General features: G+C 71.9%; 15 protein-coding genes, 1 tRNA gene and 2 pseudogenes. 10 read left to right on the top strand and 8 right to left on the bottom strand.

The window, feature by feature from the left end:
• The 3 genes and pseudogenes from SALPAC6_RS31330 to SALPAC6_RS0120970 form a co-directional block, all read right to left on the bottom strand.
• Positions 1-122: pseudogene (locus SALPAC6_RS31330) on the bottom strand (IS701 family transposase); the annotation flags it as partial.
• 70 nt (positions 123-192) lie between these two features.
• Complete coding sequence (locus tag SALPAC6_RS26420) at positions 193-756, bottom strand: hypothetical protein (protein ID WP_223874448.1); 564 nt, start codon at positions 754-756, stop codon at positions 193-195.
• A gap of 129 nt (positions 757-885) precedes the next feature.
• A tRNA-Thr gene (locus SALPAC6_RS0120970) sits at positions 886-962 on the bottom strand.
• Positions 963-1,269: 307 nt separating this feature from the next.
• Here SALPAC6_RS0120970 and SALPAC6_RS0120965 point away from each other — a divergent pair.
• Positions 1,270-2,367 (top strand): ABC transporter ATP-binding protein, encoded by a 1,098-nt coding sequence (locus SALPAC6_RS0120965; RefSeq protein WP_018255294.1) that lies wholly within the window; start codon positions 1,270-1,272, stop codon positions 2,365-2,367.
• Between the two features lie 111 nt (positions 2,368-2,478).
• On the opposite strand, the gene rlmB is transcribed toward SALPAC6_RS0120965, so the two are convergent.
• Together rlmB and cysS are read right to left on the bottom strand one after the other, a co-directional pair.
• Positions 2,479-3,624, bottom strand: a complete 1,146-nt coding sequence (rlmB, locus tag SALPAC6_RS0120960) for a 23S rRNA (guanosine(2251)-2'-O)-methyltransferase RlmB (protein ID WP_018255293.1) — start codon at positions 3,622-3,624, stop codon at positions 2,479-2,481.
• Positions 3,624-5,039 (bottom strand): cysteine--tRNA ligase, encoded by a 1,416-nt coding sequence (gene cysS, locus SALPAC6_RS0120955; RefSeq protein WP_018255292.1) that lies wholly within the window; start codon positions 5,037-5,039, stop codon positions 3,624-3,626. The genes rlmB and cysS overlap by 1 nt, the downstream gene beginning before the upstream one ends.
• A gap of 62 nt (positions 5,040-5,101) precedes the next feature.
• Between cysS and SALPAC6_RS0120950 the strand changes: the two genes are divergently transcribed.
• A complete protein-coding gene (locus SALPAC6_RS0120950; RefSeq protein ID WP_018255291.1) occupies positions 5,102-5,773 on the top strand; it encodes an IclR family transcriptional regulator in 672 nt (223 codons plus the stop codon).
• Positions 5,774-5,872: 99 nt separating this feature from the next.
• Here the strand turns inward: SALPAC6_RS0120950 and SALPAC6_RS0120945 are convergent, their stop codons facing one another.
• The 3 genes and pseudogenes from SALPAC6_RS0120945 to SALPAC6_RS0120940 all read right to left on the bottom strand — a co-directional run bounded on the left by SALPAC6_RS0120945 (position 5,873) and on the right by SALPAC6_RS0120940 (position 8,866).
• Entirely contained in the window at positions 5,873-7,594 is a 1,722-nt protein-coding gene (locus tag SALPAC6_RS0120945; protein WP_018255290.1) for a S8 family serine peptidase, read from the bottom strand.
• Between the two features lie 53 nt (positions 7,595-7,647).
• A pseudogene (locus tag SALPAC6_RS28260) lies at positions 7,648-7,892 on the bottom strand (HAD family hydrolase); the annotation flags it as partial.
• 11 nt (positions 7,893-7,903) lie between these two features.
• On the bottom strand, positions 7,904-8,866 hold the full coding sequence (locus tag SALPAC6_RS0120940; protein ID WP_018255289.1) for an EamA family transporter: 963 nt from the start codon (positions 8,864-8,866) through the stop codon (positions 7,904-7,906).
• An 86-nt stretch (positions 8,867-8,952) separates the two neighbouring features.
• On the opposite strand from SALPAC6_RS0120940, the gene SALPAC6_RS0120935 reads away from it, so the two are divergent.
• The 8 genes from SALPAC6_RS0120935 (at position 8,953) to SALPAC6_RS0120900 (ending at position 16,422) form a co-directional block, all read left to right on the top strand.
• Positions 8,953-9,498: a CGNR zinc finger domain-containing protein gene (locus tag SALPAC6_RS0120935; protein WP_018255288.1), complete on the top strand. Its 546-nt coding sequence runs from the start codon at positions 8,953-8,955 to the stop codon at positions 9,496-9,498.
• Between the two features lie 132 nt (positions 9,499-9,630).
• On the top strand, positions 9,631-11,079 hold the full coding sequence (locus SALPAC6_RS0120930; protein WP_018255287.1) for a dihydrolipoyl dehydrogenase family protein: 1,449 nt from the start codon (positions 9,631-9,633) through the stop codon (positions 11,077-11,079).
• On the top strand, positions 11,076-11,795 hold the full coding sequence (locus tag SALPAC6_RS0120925) for a TVP38/TMEM64 family protein (RefSeq protein ID WP_018255286.1): 720 nt from the start codon (positions 11,076-11,078) through the stop codon (positions 11,793-11,795). Before SALPAC6_RS0120930 ends, SALPAC6_RS0120925 begins: the two co-directional genes overlap by 4 nt.
• On the top strand, positions 11,795-12,418 hold the full coding sequence (locus tag SALPAC6_RS0120920; protein WP_018255285.1) for a CDP-alcohol phosphatidyltransferase family protein: 624 nt from the start codon (positions 11,795-11,797) through the stop codon (positions 12,416-12,418). The genes SALPAC6_RS0120925 and SALPAC6_RS0120920 overlap by 1 nt, the downstream gene beginning before the upstream one ends.
• A 17-nt stretch (positions 12,419-12,435) precedes the next feature.
• On the top strand, positions 12,436-13,647 hold the full coding sequence (locus SALPAC6_RS0120915; RefSeq protein ID WP_026189921.1) for an ABC transporter substrate-binding protein: 1,212 nt from the start codon (positions 12,436-12,438) through the stop codon (positions 13,645-13,647).
• Positions 13,644-14,501: an ABC transporter permease gene (locus SALPAC6_RS0120910; RefSeq protein WP_018255283.1), complete on the top strand. Its 858-nt coding sequence runs from the start codon at positions 13,644-13,646 to the stop codon at positions 14,499-14,501. The genes SALPAC6_RS0120915 and SALPAC6_RS0120910 overlap by 4 nt, the downstream gene beginning before the upstream one ends.
• A 50-nt stretch (positions 14,502-14,551) precedes the next feature.
• Positions 14,552-15,388, top strand: coding sequence for an ABC transporter permease (locus SALPAC6_RS0120905; protein WP_026189920.1), 837 nt, complete (start codon positions 14,552-14,554; stop codon positions 15,386-15,388).
• A complete protein-coding gene (locus SALPAC6_RS0120900) occupies positions 15,385-16,422 on the top strand; it encodes an ABC transporter ATP-binding protein (protein WP_018255281.1) in 1,038 nt (345 codons plus the stop codon). The genes SALPAC6_RS0120905 and SALPAC6_RS0120900 overlap by 4 nt, the downstream gene beginning before the upstream one ends.
• The last annotated feature ends 457 nt before the right edge of the window (positions 16,423-16,879 follow it).

Here is a 16,879-nt window from a genome sequence, read left to right as displayed (position 1 = left end):
CCGGCATGCTCCGCGATCGTCCAGCAGCTCTTCCGCGGCAACGGCGCCAGCAAGCCCCGGACAAAGTCACGCACCCGACGGCGAGGCTCCGGCCTGCGGAAACGCTGCCCGACCGTCAGCATCAAGTCGTCGAACAACACCCGCCACCGCTGGGCGTCTACCCTGTATCCGGCAGCCACCGCTGCATCATGGTCAGTCCACACAACCACCCATGATCGGCGGTGGCTGCCCTCGTTCCCGCATCGCATCAAACCCCAGCTCAGTCAAGGTCAACAACCCCGGCTGGAGTATTAGATGTGGATACAACTGGATGCCGAGTCGCTCACCCCGCCGGGTGAGTAGCTGGTAAATACCATTGGCGGTCAGCGGCCCACGGTGACCGGCTTCCTCATTGGCGTACCAGGCAAAATACTGCTGAAGGCACCGGCCGACGTTGTTGACATACCCCTTGCCATAGCCGTTGCAGCCGGGCGTGGTGCCGGGCTGAAGACGGTGCGGACAGGGATGACCCGACTCGGACCCGGCGCGAAGCCAGGCGAAGAACTCCCGAACGTGGTCCCGGCCGACCTGCTCCCAGTCATGAACCTTCGGCTGGGTCGCGAGTAGCCACCCGGAGAAGAGCACAGCAGCGTCTACGTACATGTCGACGGTGCGCTTACTGAGGCCGTCGGACCGCATGGCGAGTGCCCACGAGTTGAGCCAAGCGCGATAGTGGCCTGGATCAGGGCGAGGTGTCTTGGGATGCTGGGCAGGCATACGGATCACCATGCCCCGGGATGCTGGGAGCCCGGCATCCTCGCAACGTCGCTAAGCGAGTGGTTTCTAAGCATCGTTCGGTTCGCCTCCTCGGGAGGCTTACCGACGTTTGTGCAGGTGGAGCCGTGTTGGAGCCCCCGGCCGGGATCGAACCGGCGACATCTCGCTTACAAGGCGAGTGCTCTGTCCAGCTGAGCTACAGGGGCGTGTTGCCGACGCCAGCATAGCGACTGACATCCAGTTTTCCCGCGCGGCAGGCCCGGTCAGCACGACTATCGTCGGCAGCACGCCCCGACCGTTGTCGTTTCGTGTCCGGCACTGCTCGCTTGACCGTTATGCGTATGGTGCCGGTCCCACCGGCTGCTCCCGTTCTTGGCATGCGGAGGAAACCGATCTACCGTTCAGGAACGCGGTCGACGCCCGTCGGCCGTGGGCCGGGTCGCAGCTGCGGGCCGGTCCGCTCCTTCACTCGGATCGTCCGGCACGTTCCTGCCGGTGAAAGGAAGCACCCCCATGGCCACGGTTACCTACGCCAAGGCGTCCCGGATCTACCCGGGCACCGAGCGGCCCGCCGTCAACCAGCTTGACCTGGAGATCGGCGACGGCGAGTTCCTGGTCCTGGTCGGCCCCTCAGGTTGCGGTAAGTCCACCAGCCTGCGCATGCTCGCCGGCCTCGAGGACGTTGACCAGGGTTCGATCTCCATCGACGACCGGGACGTGACCCACCTGCCGCCGAAGGCCCGCGACATCGCGATGGTCTTCCAGAACTACGCCCTCTACCCGCACATGTCGGTGTACGAGAACATGGCGTTCGCCCTCAAGCTGCGCAAGACCCCGAAGGCGGAGATCGACCGGCGGGTCAAGGAGGCGGCGACGCTGCTCCAGCTGGAGGAGTACCTCGGCCGCAAGCCGAAGGCGCTCTCCGGTGGCCAGCGCCAGCGGGTGGCGATGGGTCGGGCAATCGTCCGCGAGCCGCAGGTCTTCCTGATGGACGAGCCCCTGTCGAACCTCGACGCCAAGCTGCGGGTGCAGACCCGTACGCAGATCGCGTCCCTGCAGTCCAAGCTCGGTGTGACCACCGTCTACGTCACCCACGACCAGGTCGAGGCGATGACGATGGGGCACCGGGTGGCGGTCCTGCTCGACGGTGAGCTCCAGCAGGTCGACACGCCGCGGTCGCTCTACGACACCCCGGCCAACGTCTTCGTCGCCGGCTTCATGGGCTCGCCGGCGATGAACATCAAGACCGTGCCGCTGACCGACAAGGGTGCCGAGTTCGCCGATATGCACATCCCGCTGACCCGCGAGCAGGTCGAGGCGGCCCGCGCCGAGGGTGCCGGCGACAAGGTCGTGGTGGGCTTCCGCCCGGAGGACTGCGAGCTGGTCAGCCCGACCGAGGGCGGTCTGCCGGTCACCGTTGAGCTGGTCGAGGACCTCGGGTCGGACGCGAACATCTACGGCCACGCCGCGCTGGAGGGCACCAACGAGCGGTTCGTGGTCCGCACCGACCGGCGCACCATGCCGAACATGGGCGGCACCGTGTTCGTCCGGCCGCAGCCCGGACGTAGCCACATCTTCAACGTGAAGACCGGCCTCCGGATCTCGTCCTGATCCACGAATCCTGATCCACGAATCCTGATCCACGAATCCTGATCCACGAATCCTGATCCACGAAAAGGGGGCGGTCCGCTGATGCGGACCGCCCCCTTTCGTGTGCGGAGTTCAGGCTTCGGCGGCCCGGCGGCGAGCCACCTCGGCCAACGTCACGGCCGCCGCGACGCTGGCATTCAGCGACTCGACGTCGGAGACCATCGGGATCTGGACGGTCAGGTCACAGGTCTGGCCAACCAGCCGGGACAGGCCGCGCCCTTCGGATCCCACCACCACCACGAGTGGGCCAACGGCGGCTTCCAGGTGGTACAGGTCGGTCTCTCCGTCGGCGTCCAGGCCGACCACAACGAAGCCAGCGTCCTTGCACGCCTTCAGCGCCCGGGTCAGGTTGGTGACCTGGGCGACCGGAACCCGCGCGGCGGCACCGGCGCTGGTCCGCCAGGCGGTCGCGGTGATCCCGGCGGCCCGCCGTTCGGGGACGAAGACCCCCTGCGCACCGAACGCGGCGGCCGACCGGATCACCGCACCCAGGTTCCGCGGGTCGGTGACCCCGTCCAGCGCCACCAGCAGCGGGGCGGGCTGCTCCAGCGCCGCCGCCGTCAGGTCCTCGAACGGCTCGTACCGGAACGGCGGCACCTGGAGGCCAACGCCCTGGTGCAACACGCCGCCGGTCATCCGGTCCAGCTCGGCGCGGCTGACCTCCAGCATCGCGATGCCCCGGTCCGCCGCGGTCCGGACGATCTCACTGATCCGGTCGTCGGTGTGGAGTCCATGCGCCACGTAGAGGGCGGTGGCCGGCACGTTCGCGCGCAGTGACTCGAGCACGGGGTTGCGGCCGACCAACAGCTCGGGAGCGTCCTTCGCCGGGTTCGTCCGACGACCGGGGGCGACCCGCGGGCCACCGCTGCGGCTCTCTGGCCGACCCCGGCCGCTCTTGTGGGGGACGCCCCGGTCGCTCTTGTTGGTGGGAACACCCCGGCCGCCGCCCTTGCCCCAGGTGGTGTCCTTCGTACCGGGCTTACCGATCTTCGGGGCTCGCCCCTCCTCGGCCGCGCTCCGACGCTCCTTCTCCTGCTTCCAGGCGGTGCGCTGGGGCAGCTTCTCGGTGCCCGAGTACGCCTTGTGCCACGGCCGCTCGTCGGCGGGTAGGGTACGACCCCGCCCGGCGAGGGCGTCCCGCCCCTTGCCGCCGGAGCCCTTCGGGGCGCCCGCCTTCGATGTCAGCCGTCGGCTACGGCGCTGCGAGTTGCCGGCCATCAGTCCTGCTCTCCAATAGTCCAACGGGGGCCCTGGGGGGTGTCCTCGACCACCACGCCGGCCTGCTTGAGCTGGTCACGGATGGCGTCGGCGGCGGACCAGTCCTTGCGGCTGCGCGCCTGCGCCCGCTGCTCCAGGGCCAGCTCCACCAGCGAGTCGACCACGGCGCAGAGATCGTCCGTGCCGCCGCCGGCACTCCACGCCGGGTCGAGTGGATCGACCCCGAGGATATCCAGCATCGCCCGCACCTGGCCGAGCGTGGTGCGGACGGTCACATCGTCGCCCCCGGTCAGCGCGGTGTTGCCGTCCCGAACCGTCTCGTGCAGCACGGCAAGCGCCGCTGAGGTGTTCAGGTCGTCGTCCATGGCGGCGGCGAACGCCGCGGGCACCACAGCGGGTTGGCCGGCGCCGACCCGCTCGGCGGACCGCTGCACGAAGCCCTCGATCCGCCGGTACGCGACGGCCGCCTCCCGCAGCGCGTCCTCCGAGTAATCGATCATCGACCGGTAGTGGGCGGCAGCGTAGTAGTAGCGCAGCTCCACCGGACGCACCCCGAGCGAGTCCACGTACGTCAGGTCAAGTGAGTTGCCGCAGGACTTGCCCATCTTCGCGCCGCCGATGTTGAGCAGGCCGTGATGCACCCAGTAACGGGCGAATGGGAGGCCGGCCGCCTGCGACTGGGCGAGTTCGTTCTCGTGGTGCGGGAAGGTCAGGTCCAGCCCGCCGCCATGGATGTCAAACTCGCTGCCGAGATAGCGCCAGCACATGGCCGAGCACTCGATGTGCCAGCCGGGCCGACCCCGCCCCCACGGCGACGGCCAGTACGCGTCGGCGGGCTCGCCGGGCTTGGCGCCCTTCCAGAGGGCGAAGTCGCGCGGGTCACGTTTGCACCGTTCGGGGGCGTCGCCAGCCGGCTGCATGTCGGTCGGGGACTGGTTGGACAGCGCCCCGTACGCGGGCCAGGAGCGCACGTCGAAGTACACATCGCCGGAGCCGTCGGAAGCCGGGTAGGCGTGGCCGGCGTCGATCAGCTTCGCGATCAGCTGCAGCATCTCCGGGACGTGCCCGGTGGCCCGCGGCTCGTAGGTCGGGGGGAGCACGTTCAACGCCCGGTACGCGGCGGTCAGCTTCAGCTCGTTGGCGTAGGCGATCGACCAGTACGGTCGGTCCTGCTCCACCGCCTTGACCAGGATCTTGTCGTCGATATCGGTGAGGTTGCGAATGAAGCGGACCTCGAGCCCGCGCGCCAGCAGCCATCGACGGAGCACGTCATAGTTGACGCCGGAGCGAAGATGACCGATGTGCGGCGGCGCCTGAAGGGTGAGACCACACAGGTAGATCCCCACCTTGCCGGCTTCCCGCGGGACGAGGTCCCGCACCGAACGGGTGGCGGTGTCATACAGGCGTAGGGTCACCGGACAAGGGTATCCGTCCCCGCTTCCTCGGGCCGCCGGGAGCCGGGTCGTACGCTGCTGGCGTGGACACGACCCCCCGACGCAGCGACCCGCCGACCCCGCGGGGCGGCGAGAGCGCACAGACGCTGGACCGGGGGTTGCGCCTACTGCACCTGGTCGCCGACGCGCCCGGCGGGTTGACCGTCACCGAGCTGGCGGGCCAGCTACGGATCGGGCGCGCCGCCGTGTACCGGCTGGTCGCGCCGCTGAGCGCGCATGGCCTGCTGCGCCGGGACGCCGATGGCCGGCTCCGCCTCGGCGTAGGGGTGCTGAATCTGGCCCGGCGGGCCCAGCCGCTGTTGGCCGAGGGGGCGCTGCCGGCGCTGCGCCAACTCGCCGAGCAGACCGGCGCGACCGCGCACCTGACCGTGGTCGAGGGCGGTGAGGGCGTCGCGCTGGCGGTGGTCGAGCCGAGTTGGACCGCCCTGCACGTGGCGTACCGGACCGGGGCGCGGCATCCACTGGAGCGCGGGGCGGCGGGGCGGGCGATTCTCGCCGGCCGAGCCGGCGTGGCCGAGCCGGTGGACACGGCGGGGGAGTTGCAGTCCGGGGCGCACGGGGTGGCTGCGCCCGTGCTGGGCGTACCGGGTCTGGAGGCGAGCGTCGGGGTGGTCTCCCTGACGCCGCTGGACATCGAGACGATCGGCGGCCAGGTCCGCACGGCCGCCGGCACTGTCGCCGACGCGCTGCGCTGAAGCCGACGTGCCGCGCTGGCAGTTGGGGGCCACGCGGTGCGCTGAACCGAAAGGCCCGGCCGACCCTGTCGGGTCGGCCGGGCCGGTGCTCGGTCAGCCCTACGGCCGGCCGTGCGACTTGAGCGGGGTGGTTACCGCCGTGTACGCGTCGATGACGCCGTGCCCGTAGAAGCCGTTGAAGTTGCGTCCACCGGCGCAGTACGCGTCGTAGGTCTCGTCGCGGCCCTCGTCGCGGTACTGCTGCAGCCGCGGGTTCGGGCACTCCTTCTTGGTGGCGGTGCGGTAGAGGTGCTGCTCGACCAGGTCCGGGGCCAAACCGTAGCCGTTGCGGCCCTGCTTCTTCCCGTGCTTGCTGACGATCAGCGCGGCCACACCCGAGGCGTGCGGCGACGCCATCGAGGTGCCCTGGAGGTAGCGGTAGTAGCCGCACTCACCGTTGCTCTTGCACTCCTTGAAGACGAGCCCTTCGGCGCTCGGATCGATATTGCCGTCCGCGTCCACCAGTCCGTCTTCCTTGAGCACCTTCTCCGGGTAGGTGGAGAGGATAAGGTTGGGGAAGGTGCTGAAGGTGTCGGTGCCGAAACCGTCGCGGAACCAGCCGCCGGGCGCGGCGATGCCGATCTGCTCGGTGCCGTAGTTGGAGTAGGCGGCCTTCTTACCCGAGGGACCGACGGCGGAGACGCCGATCACGTGCGGCCCTTCGACCGGCAGGTCCCAGCAGCTGTCGTTGTCGATCTCACGCGGGTACGGCGGGGTGTCACCGAAGTCCGGACTGGACGTGTCGGTCCGGGGGGCGCCCAGGTCCTCGTGGTTGTTGCCGAGGGAGCCGACCAGGGTGACGCCCTGTTCGTGGGCGAAGGTCAGCGCCCGCTTCATCGCCTTGATGATGGCCCGCTGCTCGGCCTGGTGTTCGGGCGAGTCGGCCGGGTTGGCGGTGCAGTTGTAGAGCCACGGGTCGACGTAGAAGGACATGTTCACCACGTCGAGGCCGGCCCGGCCCGCGTGCAGCAACGACTGGACCACCGGCTCCAGGAAGAAGTAACCGGAGTCCTGGCCGCCCTTCAGCTCCACCAGCGAGACGTTCGGCGCGACCCCGGAGAGGCCGAAGCCGTTGGCGGCGGCGCCGATGGTGCCTGCCACGTGGGTACCGTGGCCGCCGTCATCGGTGCCGACCGGGTCGAGGCAGCTCGCCACCTCGCACTCACCGTCGACCTCGGGCATGTCCGGCGCGAAGTTGCGGGACAACGCCCAGTTGAAGTTCGGTGCGATGTCGGGGTGGCTGGCGTCGACGCCGGTGTCCAGCACACCGACGGTGACGCGCCGGTCGCCGGGCTCCTTCTTGCGGACCTTGTCGGCGCGGATCATGTCCAGGCCCCACAGCTTGTCGTCCAGCGGGTCCATCTTCTTGCCCTTGCCGTCGGACCCCTTGCCGGAACCGGAGCCCTTGTCCTTGCCGGAGCCCTTGCCGTTGATGGCGGTCAGCAGCGCCTCCTGCTCGACCGGGTCCAGCTTGGGCTTACGGCCGATGGCCTTCTGCTCGACGGCACCGATCAGGGTGTCGGCCTCGGCGATCCGGTCGGTGAAGTCCACCTGGTCGCTGGTCACCTGGAACACGCCGACATCGTCGATCCGGGTTACGACGGCGCCCCCGGCTGCCTGGATCTCCGCCAGGGCCGCCTCGGCGCTGACGCCGTCCTCGGCGACCACAGTGAAGGTCTCGCTGCTGCTCGGTGCGGCGCCAGCGGGGACGCTGAGCCCCGTGACCGTCAACGCCAGGCCCGTCACGGTGGCGACGGCGCCAGCGGTGAAGCGTCTACTCACATCGGATCCTCTCGTTGCGGGACGTGGCAGTCATCGAACAGCACCATCGACGTTTACACCAGGGGCTGTTCCGATTGCGCCCGAAGATCTTCTTCGTCCACAAGAGCGGCCAAGATGGCAGGAAGATCCGTCAAAGTGGACAGCTCCGCGTCTGGCCGCGCCCCCGGCGGGCAGCTTCGCCCATCGCCCACGTCTCCGTCAGGGCTGCGGGCGCCGGCAGCACATCCGGGAAGGGAAGGGTCAGCGCGAACCGCCGGACGAAGTAGTGAGCCGGCAGGTCGTCCAGGTGTGCGTCGAGCTTGCCAGGGGTCAACCGTGGGTGGCGAGTGCCGGTTTCTGGCCCTGCGCCACCGTCGGGGTCTCTCGTGGCTCGTCGAGGCGGACCAGGGCCACCCCAGCGACGATCAGAACCCCGCCGGATAGCTGGATCACTGTGGGCAGTTCATTCAGCACCAGCCAGGCGATGAGCACGGCGAACATCACCTCGGTCAGCCCGACGAAGGAGGCCAGCCGGGCACCGAGGAGACGGGTCGAGGCGACCCCGGCGAGGTACGCGAGCACGGCCGCGACCAGCACCAGTCCCGCCACCGGCACCAGCCAGCTGGTGCGCTGCCCGGCGAAGTCGACCGGGCCGGTGTACGTCCGCAGCGGCAACACCCCGACCAGCCCGAGCAGGAGCAGCACACCGGCGCCGACCGCCATCCCACCGGAGGCCAGCACCACCGACGGGAGGTGCGCGTCCATCCGGCCGGCGAGCACGAAGTAGCCGGCCAGCCCGACGGCCGCCCCGAGCCCCCAGAGCACCCCCACCGGGTCGAGCCGCCCGGCCCCGGCGAGGTCGAGCACGAGGCCGAGCCCGGCCAGGGCGACGATCGACCCGGCGACGGTGAGCCGGCGGGGTCGTTGCCCGTGGGCCAACCACATCCAGCCGACCACCACCACGACGGCCAGGTACTCCAACATCAGCGCGACGCCGACCGGCAGGTAGCGCACCGCGTTGAAGAAGCACACCTGGGTGAAGGCGACGCCGAGCAGCCCGAACGCGGTGATCGAGGCGGCGTTGCGCCGGAGCAGCGACCAGCGACCGCGCAGCGCCAGCACCGCAGGCGCCGTCAGGACCAGGGCGGCGAGGCCGACCCGGACGACCACCGCCGCCTCGGCGGACCAGCCGGCGCCGATCAACGAGCGGGCGAACGTCCCGGAGGTCGCGAAGGTCAGTGCCGAGAGCACCGCCAGCAGGAGGCCGGCGCTGCCGCGTGGGGATTGGCGCATCGGATCCTCCTTGGCGACGACAGCATGTCATGGGCAAAATGAGACAACGCCGATGACGCTAGGTCGCCGCCAGGACAGGAGTCAAGTTGCTCTTTGCCCATGACACGGAGTGCGCACTGATCGCCGCCGCAGCGTTGGTGAACACCGACGGCAGAGCCGGCGACGGCCTGCCCGACACGGCCGCGCTGAACACCTTCTTCGTCGCGCACGCATACAGCGGACGACACGAACACACCGACGGCGAGCTGCGGGCGGTACGCGAGCTGCGCCCCCGGCTGCGTCGGATCTGGCACAGCGACACCGACGAGATCGTGTCCATCGTCAACGGACTACTCCGGGAGAACGCCGCCCTACCCCAGCTCATCACGCACGACGACGAGCCGTACCACCTGCACGCGGTGCCCCGGGACGCGCCGCTCGCGACCCGGATGGCGGTGGAGGCCGCCATGGCGATGGCCGATCTCGTCCGCAGCGGCGAATTGGGCCGACTACGAAGCTGCGACCACCCCGAGTGCGGCAACGTCCTGGTCGACCTGTCGCGAAACCGATCCCGCCGCTTCTGCGACGCCGGCTGCGGCAACCGGGCCGCCGTCACCGCCTACCGCGCCCGCAAGACCGCCAGCCGCTCCTGAGCCGGCCCCCGGGCCGGTACGCCACCCACCAGTTCTGACCGTTGCATTACAGGGGTCGGCGGCCCGGGCCCCGACCGGGCATCCTGGACAGGCACGGCCGCACGGGCGGCACCGCGAGGGAGGCTGGGTGGGGTGGAAGAGTGGGATCTGGCGGTCCTCGGCGGCGGTACCGCGGGGCTCGTGGCAGCCAAGACCGCCGGCCGGTTCGGTGCCCGGGTGCTGCTGGTCGAAGCCGCCCGCACCGGGGGTGACTGCCTCTGGACCGGCTGCGTGCCCAGCAAGTCGCTGATCGCCGCCGCGCACGCCGCGCACGCCGTCCGCACCGCCGACCGGTACGGGGTCCAGACCGGCCCGCCGAAGGTGGACGACGCCGCTGTGCTCGCCCACGTACGGTCGTCGATCACCCGAATCGAGCCGGTGGACTCCCCCGCCACGATCAGCGCGGCGGGGGCGACGGTGGTGGCCGGCCGGGCGCAGTTCACCGGCCCGGGGACACTGCAGATCACCGACGACGCGGGCACCCGCCCGGCGCGGTTCCGCTGGGCGCTGATCGCCACCGGTGCCGCGCCGGCCCTGCCCACCGTGCCCGGCCTGGCCGAGGCCGACCCGCTGACCACCGACACGCTCTGGGACCTCACCGAGCTGCCCCGGCGGCTGGCGATCCTCGGCGGCGGCCCGATCGGCTGCGAGCTGGGCCAGGCACTCGCCCGGCTCGGCGTCGAGGTCACCCTCGTCGAGCTGGCCGACCGGCTGCTGACCAAGGAGGAGCCGGAGGCCGGCGCGCTGATCGCCGAGCGGCTCCGCGCCGAGGGCGTGACCGTGATGACCGGGACCGACGTCAACCGCGCCGCCGGCGGCACGCTCCACCTCAGCGGCGGCGCAACGGTCGAGGTCGACCGGATCCTGGTCGCCACCGGACGCCGACCGCGCAGCACCGACCTGGGCCTGGCCGCCGCCGGAGTGCACTGCGCCGAGCGGGGGCAGGTCGTGATCGACGACCTGATGCGGACCAGCAACCGGCGGATCTTCGCCGCCGGTGACGTCACCGGCACCCTCCCGTTCACCCACGTCGCCGGGGTGCAGGGCGGATACGCCGCCACCAACGCGCTGCTCGGGCTGCGCCGCCGCATCGACTACGCCGCCGTACCGTGGGTGACCTTCACCGACCCGGAGGTGGCGCGCGTCGGGGCGACCCTCGCCCAGGCTCGCCAGCGGCACGGCACCCGAGCACGCGCGGAGCGGCTCTCCCACGACCACGTCGACCGGGCGATCACCGACCGTCGTACCGACGGATTCACCCAGCTGGTGAGCGGGCCGGGCGGCCGGCTCCTCGGCGCCACCGTCGTCTCACCCCGGGCCGGTGAGACGATCGCCGAGCTCGCCGCCGCGATCCGGCGCGGCGCGAAGGTACGCGACGTGGCCAGCACCGTGCACCCCTACCCGACGTACGCGGACGGGCCGTGGAACGCCAGTCTCGCCCAGCTCCGCGCCGACCTGACCGCGCCGCTGCCGGCCCGGGCGATGACCGCGCTCCGCACCCTGCGCCGCGCCCTGCACCCGATCCGGGGTGGGAACCGATGACCGGCGAATCAGCCCGGCCCGCGGCGGCGTCACGGCTCATCCGGATCGTCGGCTCACCGTGGCCGAGGCTGACCTTCCTGGTGGTCCTGCTGGCTGGTGCGGCGACCCTGCTGGCCACCCAGGGCACCCCGGACGTGGCGACGTTGCGGGACCGCGTCGCCGCCACCGGGCCGTGGGCACCGCTGATGTACATCGCCGGGTACGCCCTGGGCACCGTGCTGCTGGTCCCCGGGGTGCTACTCACCGCCGCCGCCGGGGCGCTGTTCGGAGTGGTCGGCGGATCAGTGGTGGTGCTGGTGGGGGCGACCCTGGGGGCGGTGGCGTCGTTCCTGCTCGGCCGGCTGTTGGGCCGCCCGGCCGTGGAGCGGCTCGTCGGCGGCCGGCTGCACCGCCTGGACCAGTTCCTGGCGCGGCGCGGGCTGATCGCGGTGATCGGGCTGCGGCTCGTGCCGCTGGTCCCGTTCGCGCTGCTCAACTACGGCTCCGGGGTGACCGCTGTCCGGCTGCGCGACTACGCCCTCGGCTCGGCGATCGGCATGACGCCGGGAATTGTCGCCTACACCGCGGTCGGTGGCTCGCTGACCGATCCCACCTCGCCGCAGTTCCTCGCCGCCGTGGCCGGTCTGGCCGCGCTGACCCTGGCCGGTGCGGCGGCGGCCCGCCGGGTCCGTCGCCGGGACTCCCGCGCCGTCTCGACCGCCGAGGGCACCACCTGATGATCGACGGACGCCTGCGGCCGGTCCTGGCCAAGACCCTGGACCGGTTCGCCGCCGCCGTGGACCGGCCGTGGGTGACGCCCGGCCGGTTGACCGCCGCCGGCCTGGCCCTGGGCCTGGCCGCCAGCGCCGCCGCAGCCGCCGGCTGGTGGTGGCCGGCGCTGGTGGCGTGGCTGGTGTCCCGGCTCGCCGACGGCCTCGACGGCCCGCTCGCCCGCCGCCGCGGCACCGCCTCCCCGTTGGGTGGGTTCCTCGACATCGTCGCGGACTTCACCGTGTACGGGGCGTTCGTCGCCGGGGTCGCCGTCGGCGTTGACGGGCCCGCCACCCCGTTCCTGGTCCTGCTGGTGACCTACTACGTCAACGGGGCGACGCTGCTGGCGTACTCGTCGATCGCCGAGCGGGTGGGCCGGGAGCGCGGTGACGAACGGTCGCTGCACTTCCTCGGTGGACTGGCCGAGGGTGCCGAGACCATCGCCGTCCACGCCCTCTTCTGCCTGCTGCCCGGCTTCGCCGGGGAGCTCGCCTGGGGATGGGCCGCCGTGGTGGCCATCACCGCCGGGCAGCGCGTCGTGCACGCTGTCCGTACCCTGTCCGAGCCCGCCGGGAGGCCCACCCGATGAACCGACGATGGCGCGCGGTGGCGACGCTGACCGCAGCCGGCCTGCTCGCTGCCGGCTGCACCACCGGCACCGGCGACGCCGACCCCGCCCCCCGCGACTTCGCCCAGGTGCTGCGGGAGGCCCGCGGGCAGACGGTCAACCTCTTCATGTACGGCGGCGACGACGGCGCCAACCGCTACGTCGACGAGGTCGTCGCCCCGGCCGCCCGCGAACGGCTCGACGTCCGGATCAACCGGGTTCCGATCACCGACACCGCCCTGGCGGTCAACAAGGTCCTCGGCGAGAAGCAGGCCGGCCGCGGGTCGGGCGGGTCGGTGGATCTGGTGTGGATCAACGGGGAGAACTTCCGCACCGGCAAGCAGGCCGGGCTGTGGCAGTGCGGGCTGGTCGAGCTGTTGCCGAACATGCGCTACGTCGACTGGTCCGAGCCGACCGTCGCCAACGACTTCGGCACCCCGGTCGAGGGGTGCGAGGTGCCGTGGAGCCGCGCCCAGTTCGCGTTCAGCTACGACTCCGCGCGGGTCAGCGACCCGCCGACCAGCGTCGCCGGGCTGCTGGACTGGATCCGCGCCCACCCGGGCCGGTTCACCTACCCCGCCCCGCCGGACTTCACCGGCTCGGTCTTCGTCCGGCACGCCCTCTACCACCAGGCCGGCGGGGTCGACCAGATCCCGGACGACTTCGACCAGGCCACCTACGACCGGCTCACCCCGCCACTGTGGCAGACACTGCGCGAGCTGCGGCCCGCCCTGTGGCGCGCGGGTGAGACGTACCCGGCCAACGAGAAGGAGCTCAACGACCTGTACGCCAACGGGCAGGTCGACTTCACCATGACGTACGGGCCGGCGCAGGTGACCAGCCTGGTCGAACGGGGACAGTTCCCGGCCACCACCCGTACCCTGCTGCTGGGCGAGGGCACCATCGGCAACACCAACTACCTCGCCGTACCCGCGAACGCCGCCAACCGCTCCGCCGCCCTCGCCCTGGCCGACCTGATGCTCTCCCCCGAGTTGCAGTACGAGAAGGCCCGCCCCGACGGGTGGGGCCAGTACCCGGCCGTGGACCTCGACAAGCTCGACGTCGAGTGGCGGGACCGCTTCGCCGCCCTGCCCACCTCGGCCCAGGTGCCAAGCTACGACCAGCTGTCGCGCAACAGCCAACCGGAGCTACGGGCGGAGTGGCTGCCTCCGTTGGAGGAGGGCTGGCGGCGCGAGGTACTGCACCAGTGAACCACCGCCGTACCGGTCTCCTGCTGATCCTGCCGGCGCTGGCCACCGTGGTGCTGCTCTTCGGCGGCGGCCTCGGCTACGGGTTCGCGCAGAGCCTCGGCCTGGCCGGATTCACCGACACGCCGGTCGGCCTGGCCGCCTACCAGCGGGTGACCGACGGTCCGGCGTTCACCGACGGGCTGCTGCTGAGCCTCTGGATCTCCACCGTCGCCACCGGGCTCGCCGTCGCCATCGGTGTCGCCGCCGCCCTGGCCCTGCGCCGCACCGCCGCGGGCCGGCGCACGGCCACCTTCCTGGCCCAGCTCGGGCTGCCGGTGCCGCACCTGATCGGCGCGGTCGCGATCGGGCTGCTGCTGGCCGACTCCGGCCTGCTGGCCCGCGCCGCCCGTACCGTCGGCGTCGCGCTGCCCGCCCTGGTCGCCGACCCGCACGCGGTCGCCGTGATCGCCGAGTACGTGTGGAAGGAGGCGCCGTTCGTGCTGATCGTCGTCCTCGCCGCGCTCGGCGGGCCGGTCGCCGAGCACGAACGGGTCGCCGCCACCCTCGGCGCCCGCCCCCGGCAGGTGCTGCGGCACGTGACCCTGCCCCTGCTCGCCCCGTCGATTCTGGCCGTGTCGGTGCTGATCTTCGCCTTCACCCTCGGCGCGTACGAGGTGCCCGCACTGCTCGGCCGCGCCTACCCGCAGCCGCTACCGGTCCTGGCCTACCAGCGGTTCACCGCCGCCGAACTCTCCGGCCGGGCCGAGGGCGTCGCCATCGCCCTGCTGATCGCGGCCATCGCCGTCGCGGCGGCGCTCGCGTACACCGGGGCCAGCCGGCGGGCCGTCGGCCGGGTGACGGGAGCCCGGCGATGACGGAAGCGGGGCTGACGAAGGAATCTCGGCCGGTGCAGGAAGCGCCGCCGGTGCAGGAAGCGGGGCGGCCCCGCCGGCCGCTCGGCGCGGGGTTGGCGCGCCCCACGGTGCTGATCCTCACCGGGCTCTGGGTGGCGGGGCCGCTGCTGCCGCTGGCCGTGCAGGCCTTCACCGACCAGTGGTTCTACCCCGACCTGTGGCCGGCCCGCTGGTCGCTGGCCGGCTGGGAGCAGGCCCTCGGCCCGCAGTCCCGCCTCGCCGAGGCCGTCACCACCTCCGTCGGCATCGGCGCCGCCGTCGCCGCCCTCGCCACCGCCCTCGGGGCCGCCGCCGGGCGCGCGCTGGCCTGGCACCGGCTGCCGGGAAGACGGCTGATCGAGCTGGTCCTGCTCGCCCCGGTACTGGTGCCCCCGTTCGCCGTCGCCATGGGCGCGCAGATCGTCTACCTGCGCGCCGGGCTCGCCGACTCGCTCACCGGTGTGGTCCTGGCCCAGCTACCCGCCGCCACCGCGTACGCCACGCTGCTGATGTCCGGGGTGTGGGCCGGTGTCGACCCCGCCCTGGAGCGGCAGGCCCGCACCCTCGGCGCCGGGACGTGGCGGGCGTTCCGCGAGGTCAGCCTCCCCCAGCTACGCGGCGGCCTGGTCGTCGCCGCCATGTTCGCCTTCCTCATCTCCTGGAGCGACTATCTGTTGACCCTGCTCATCGGTGGCGGCGTCGTCACCACGGTGCCGCTGCTGCTCTTCGCCACCGCCGCCGGCAGCGGCAACCAGGCCGCCACCGCCGCCATCGCGCTGGTCGCCGTCGCCCCGCCCCTGCTGCTGACCGCCCTCGCCGCCCGGCAACTCGCCGGCCGCGACACCGCCCTGCTCGGAGTCGGCCGATGACCACCGACATCACCGTCGCCGACCTGGACCACACCTACCCGGGCGCGGCCACGCCGACGCTGCGCGGGGTCAGCCTGGAGGTGCCGGTGGGCACCCGTACCGCCGTCCTCGGGCCCTCCGGCAGCGGCAAGTCCACCCTCCTGTCGATCGTCGCCGGGCTGAGCACCCCCACCGGCGGCGACGTCCGGCTCGCCGGCCGCAGTGTCCTGCGCCAGCCCCCGCACCGGCGCGACCTCGGCGTCGTCTTCCAACGCCCGCTGCTCTTCCCACACCTCACCGTGGCCGAGAACATCGCCTTCGGCCTGCGCATGCGCGGCACCGACCGCGCTGCCATCCGGCGGCGGGTCGCCGAGCTGCTCGACGCCGTCTCACTACCGGGCTACGGCGAGCGGCGCAGCGGCGAACTCTCCGGCGGCCAGCAGCAACGCGTCGCCCTCGCCCGAGCCCTGGCCGCCCGCCCGGGGGTCCTGCTGCTCGACGAGCCGTTCAGCGCCCTCGACCCGCAGCTACGCGGCGAGATGCGGGCGCTCCTCACCGAGCTGCACCGGCGGGAGGGCAGCACCACCCTGTTCGTCACCCACGACCGCGACGAGGCCACCGACGTGGCCGACACGGTCACCGTGCTCCTCGACGGCCGGGTCGCCCAGCACGCCCCGCCCGCCGACCTGTTTCGCCGGCCCGCGACCCTGGCTGTCGCCCGATTTCTGGGCGGCGCCGGCAACGCCATCCCCGGCACCGCTTCCGCCGGCCACTTCGACTGCCCCCTCGGCCGCCTCCGCCTCGACACCGACCACCGAGGAGCGGGCCTGCTCCTCATCCGCCCAGCGGCCATCGTGGTCGGCGACCGTCAGGGCGACAACGTGGTGCCGGCGACCATCACCGCCGTCACCGACCGGGGCACCCATCTCGACATCCAGGCCACCAGCGCGGGAGTCACCCTGCATCTCACCACCGGGCCGGCAACACCGCTGCGCCCCGGCGACGACACCCCTCTCTGGCTGCCCCCGGCCCACCTCAGCGTGGTCACCCCGTAGCCAAAGGAGGGGACCGGGGGGTGGACCAGGCGTCGGCGCGGGGACAGTGCGTGGGCAGGTGCAGGACGGGTCGGTGTTGAGGTCGAGCCAACCGGGCGGGCACGTTGATCAGGTGGGTGCGGAGGGTGGCGCCGCTGGCGCATCGGTACTGTCTGCCCCGGCGGCATCCCGCCGATGATCGAGGTCAGCTTCAGGGTCGAGTTCGCCGCCCTGGACTTGACCCGCTCATCGACGAACCGGACGTGCTCGTCGAGCAGTCGCGACGGCCCAGCCTGTTCGGCCAGTTCCAGCAGCGGTACCAGCCCCGCGTGGACACGACATTGTCCTCGTCGAACACCGCGCCATCCGACCGCCACATACGAGATTCTTGCGCCGAGAGTGCCCTTCCGAGCTGACGTGGTTCGAGTTCTAGTCAAACCCGACACTCCTCGCCCCGAGGGCAATCTCACCATATTTC

The organism is Salinispora mooreana (assembly GCF_000379065.1).
Lineage (GTDB): Bacteria > Actinomycetota > Actinomycetes > Mycobacteriales > Micromonosporaceae > Micromonospora > Micromonospora mooreana.
The sequence above is the reverse complement of the archived record's forward strand: the minus strand, read 5'-3'. Positions and strand labels throughout refer to the sequence as shown.

Excerpts from the sequence above, each read along its gene's own strand:
- SALPAC6_RS0120900 (WP_018255281.1), top strand. The coding sequence starts at position 15,385 with ATGACCACCGACATCACCGTCGCCGACCTGGACCACACCTACCCGGGC.
- rlmB (WP_018255293.1), bottom strand. The coding sequence starts at position 3,624 with ATGGCCGGCAACTCGCAGCGCCGTAGCCGACGGCTGACATCGAAGGCG.
- SALPAC6_RS0120940 (WP_018255289.1), bottom strand. The coding sequence starts at position 8,866 with ATGCGCCAATCCCCACGCGGCAGCGCCGGCCTCCTGCTGGCGGTGCTC.
- SALPAC6_RS0120920 (WP_018255285.1), top strand. The coding sequence starts at position 11,795 with ATGATCGACGGACGCCTGCGGCCGGTCCTGGCCAAGACCCTGGACCGG.
- SALPAC6_RS0120965 (WP_018255294.1), top strand. The coding sequence starts at position 1,270 with ATGGCCACGGTTACCTACGCCAAGGCGTCCCGGATCTACCCGGGCACC.
- SALPAC6_RS0120925 (WP_018255286.1), top strand. The coding sequence starts at position 11,076 with ATGACCGGCGAATCAGCCCGGCCCGCGGCGGCGTCACGGCTCATCCGG.
- SALPAC6_RS26420 (WP_223874448.1), bottom strand. The coding sequence starts at position 756 with ATGCCTGCCCAGCATCCCAAGACACCTCGCCCTGATCCAGGCCACTAT.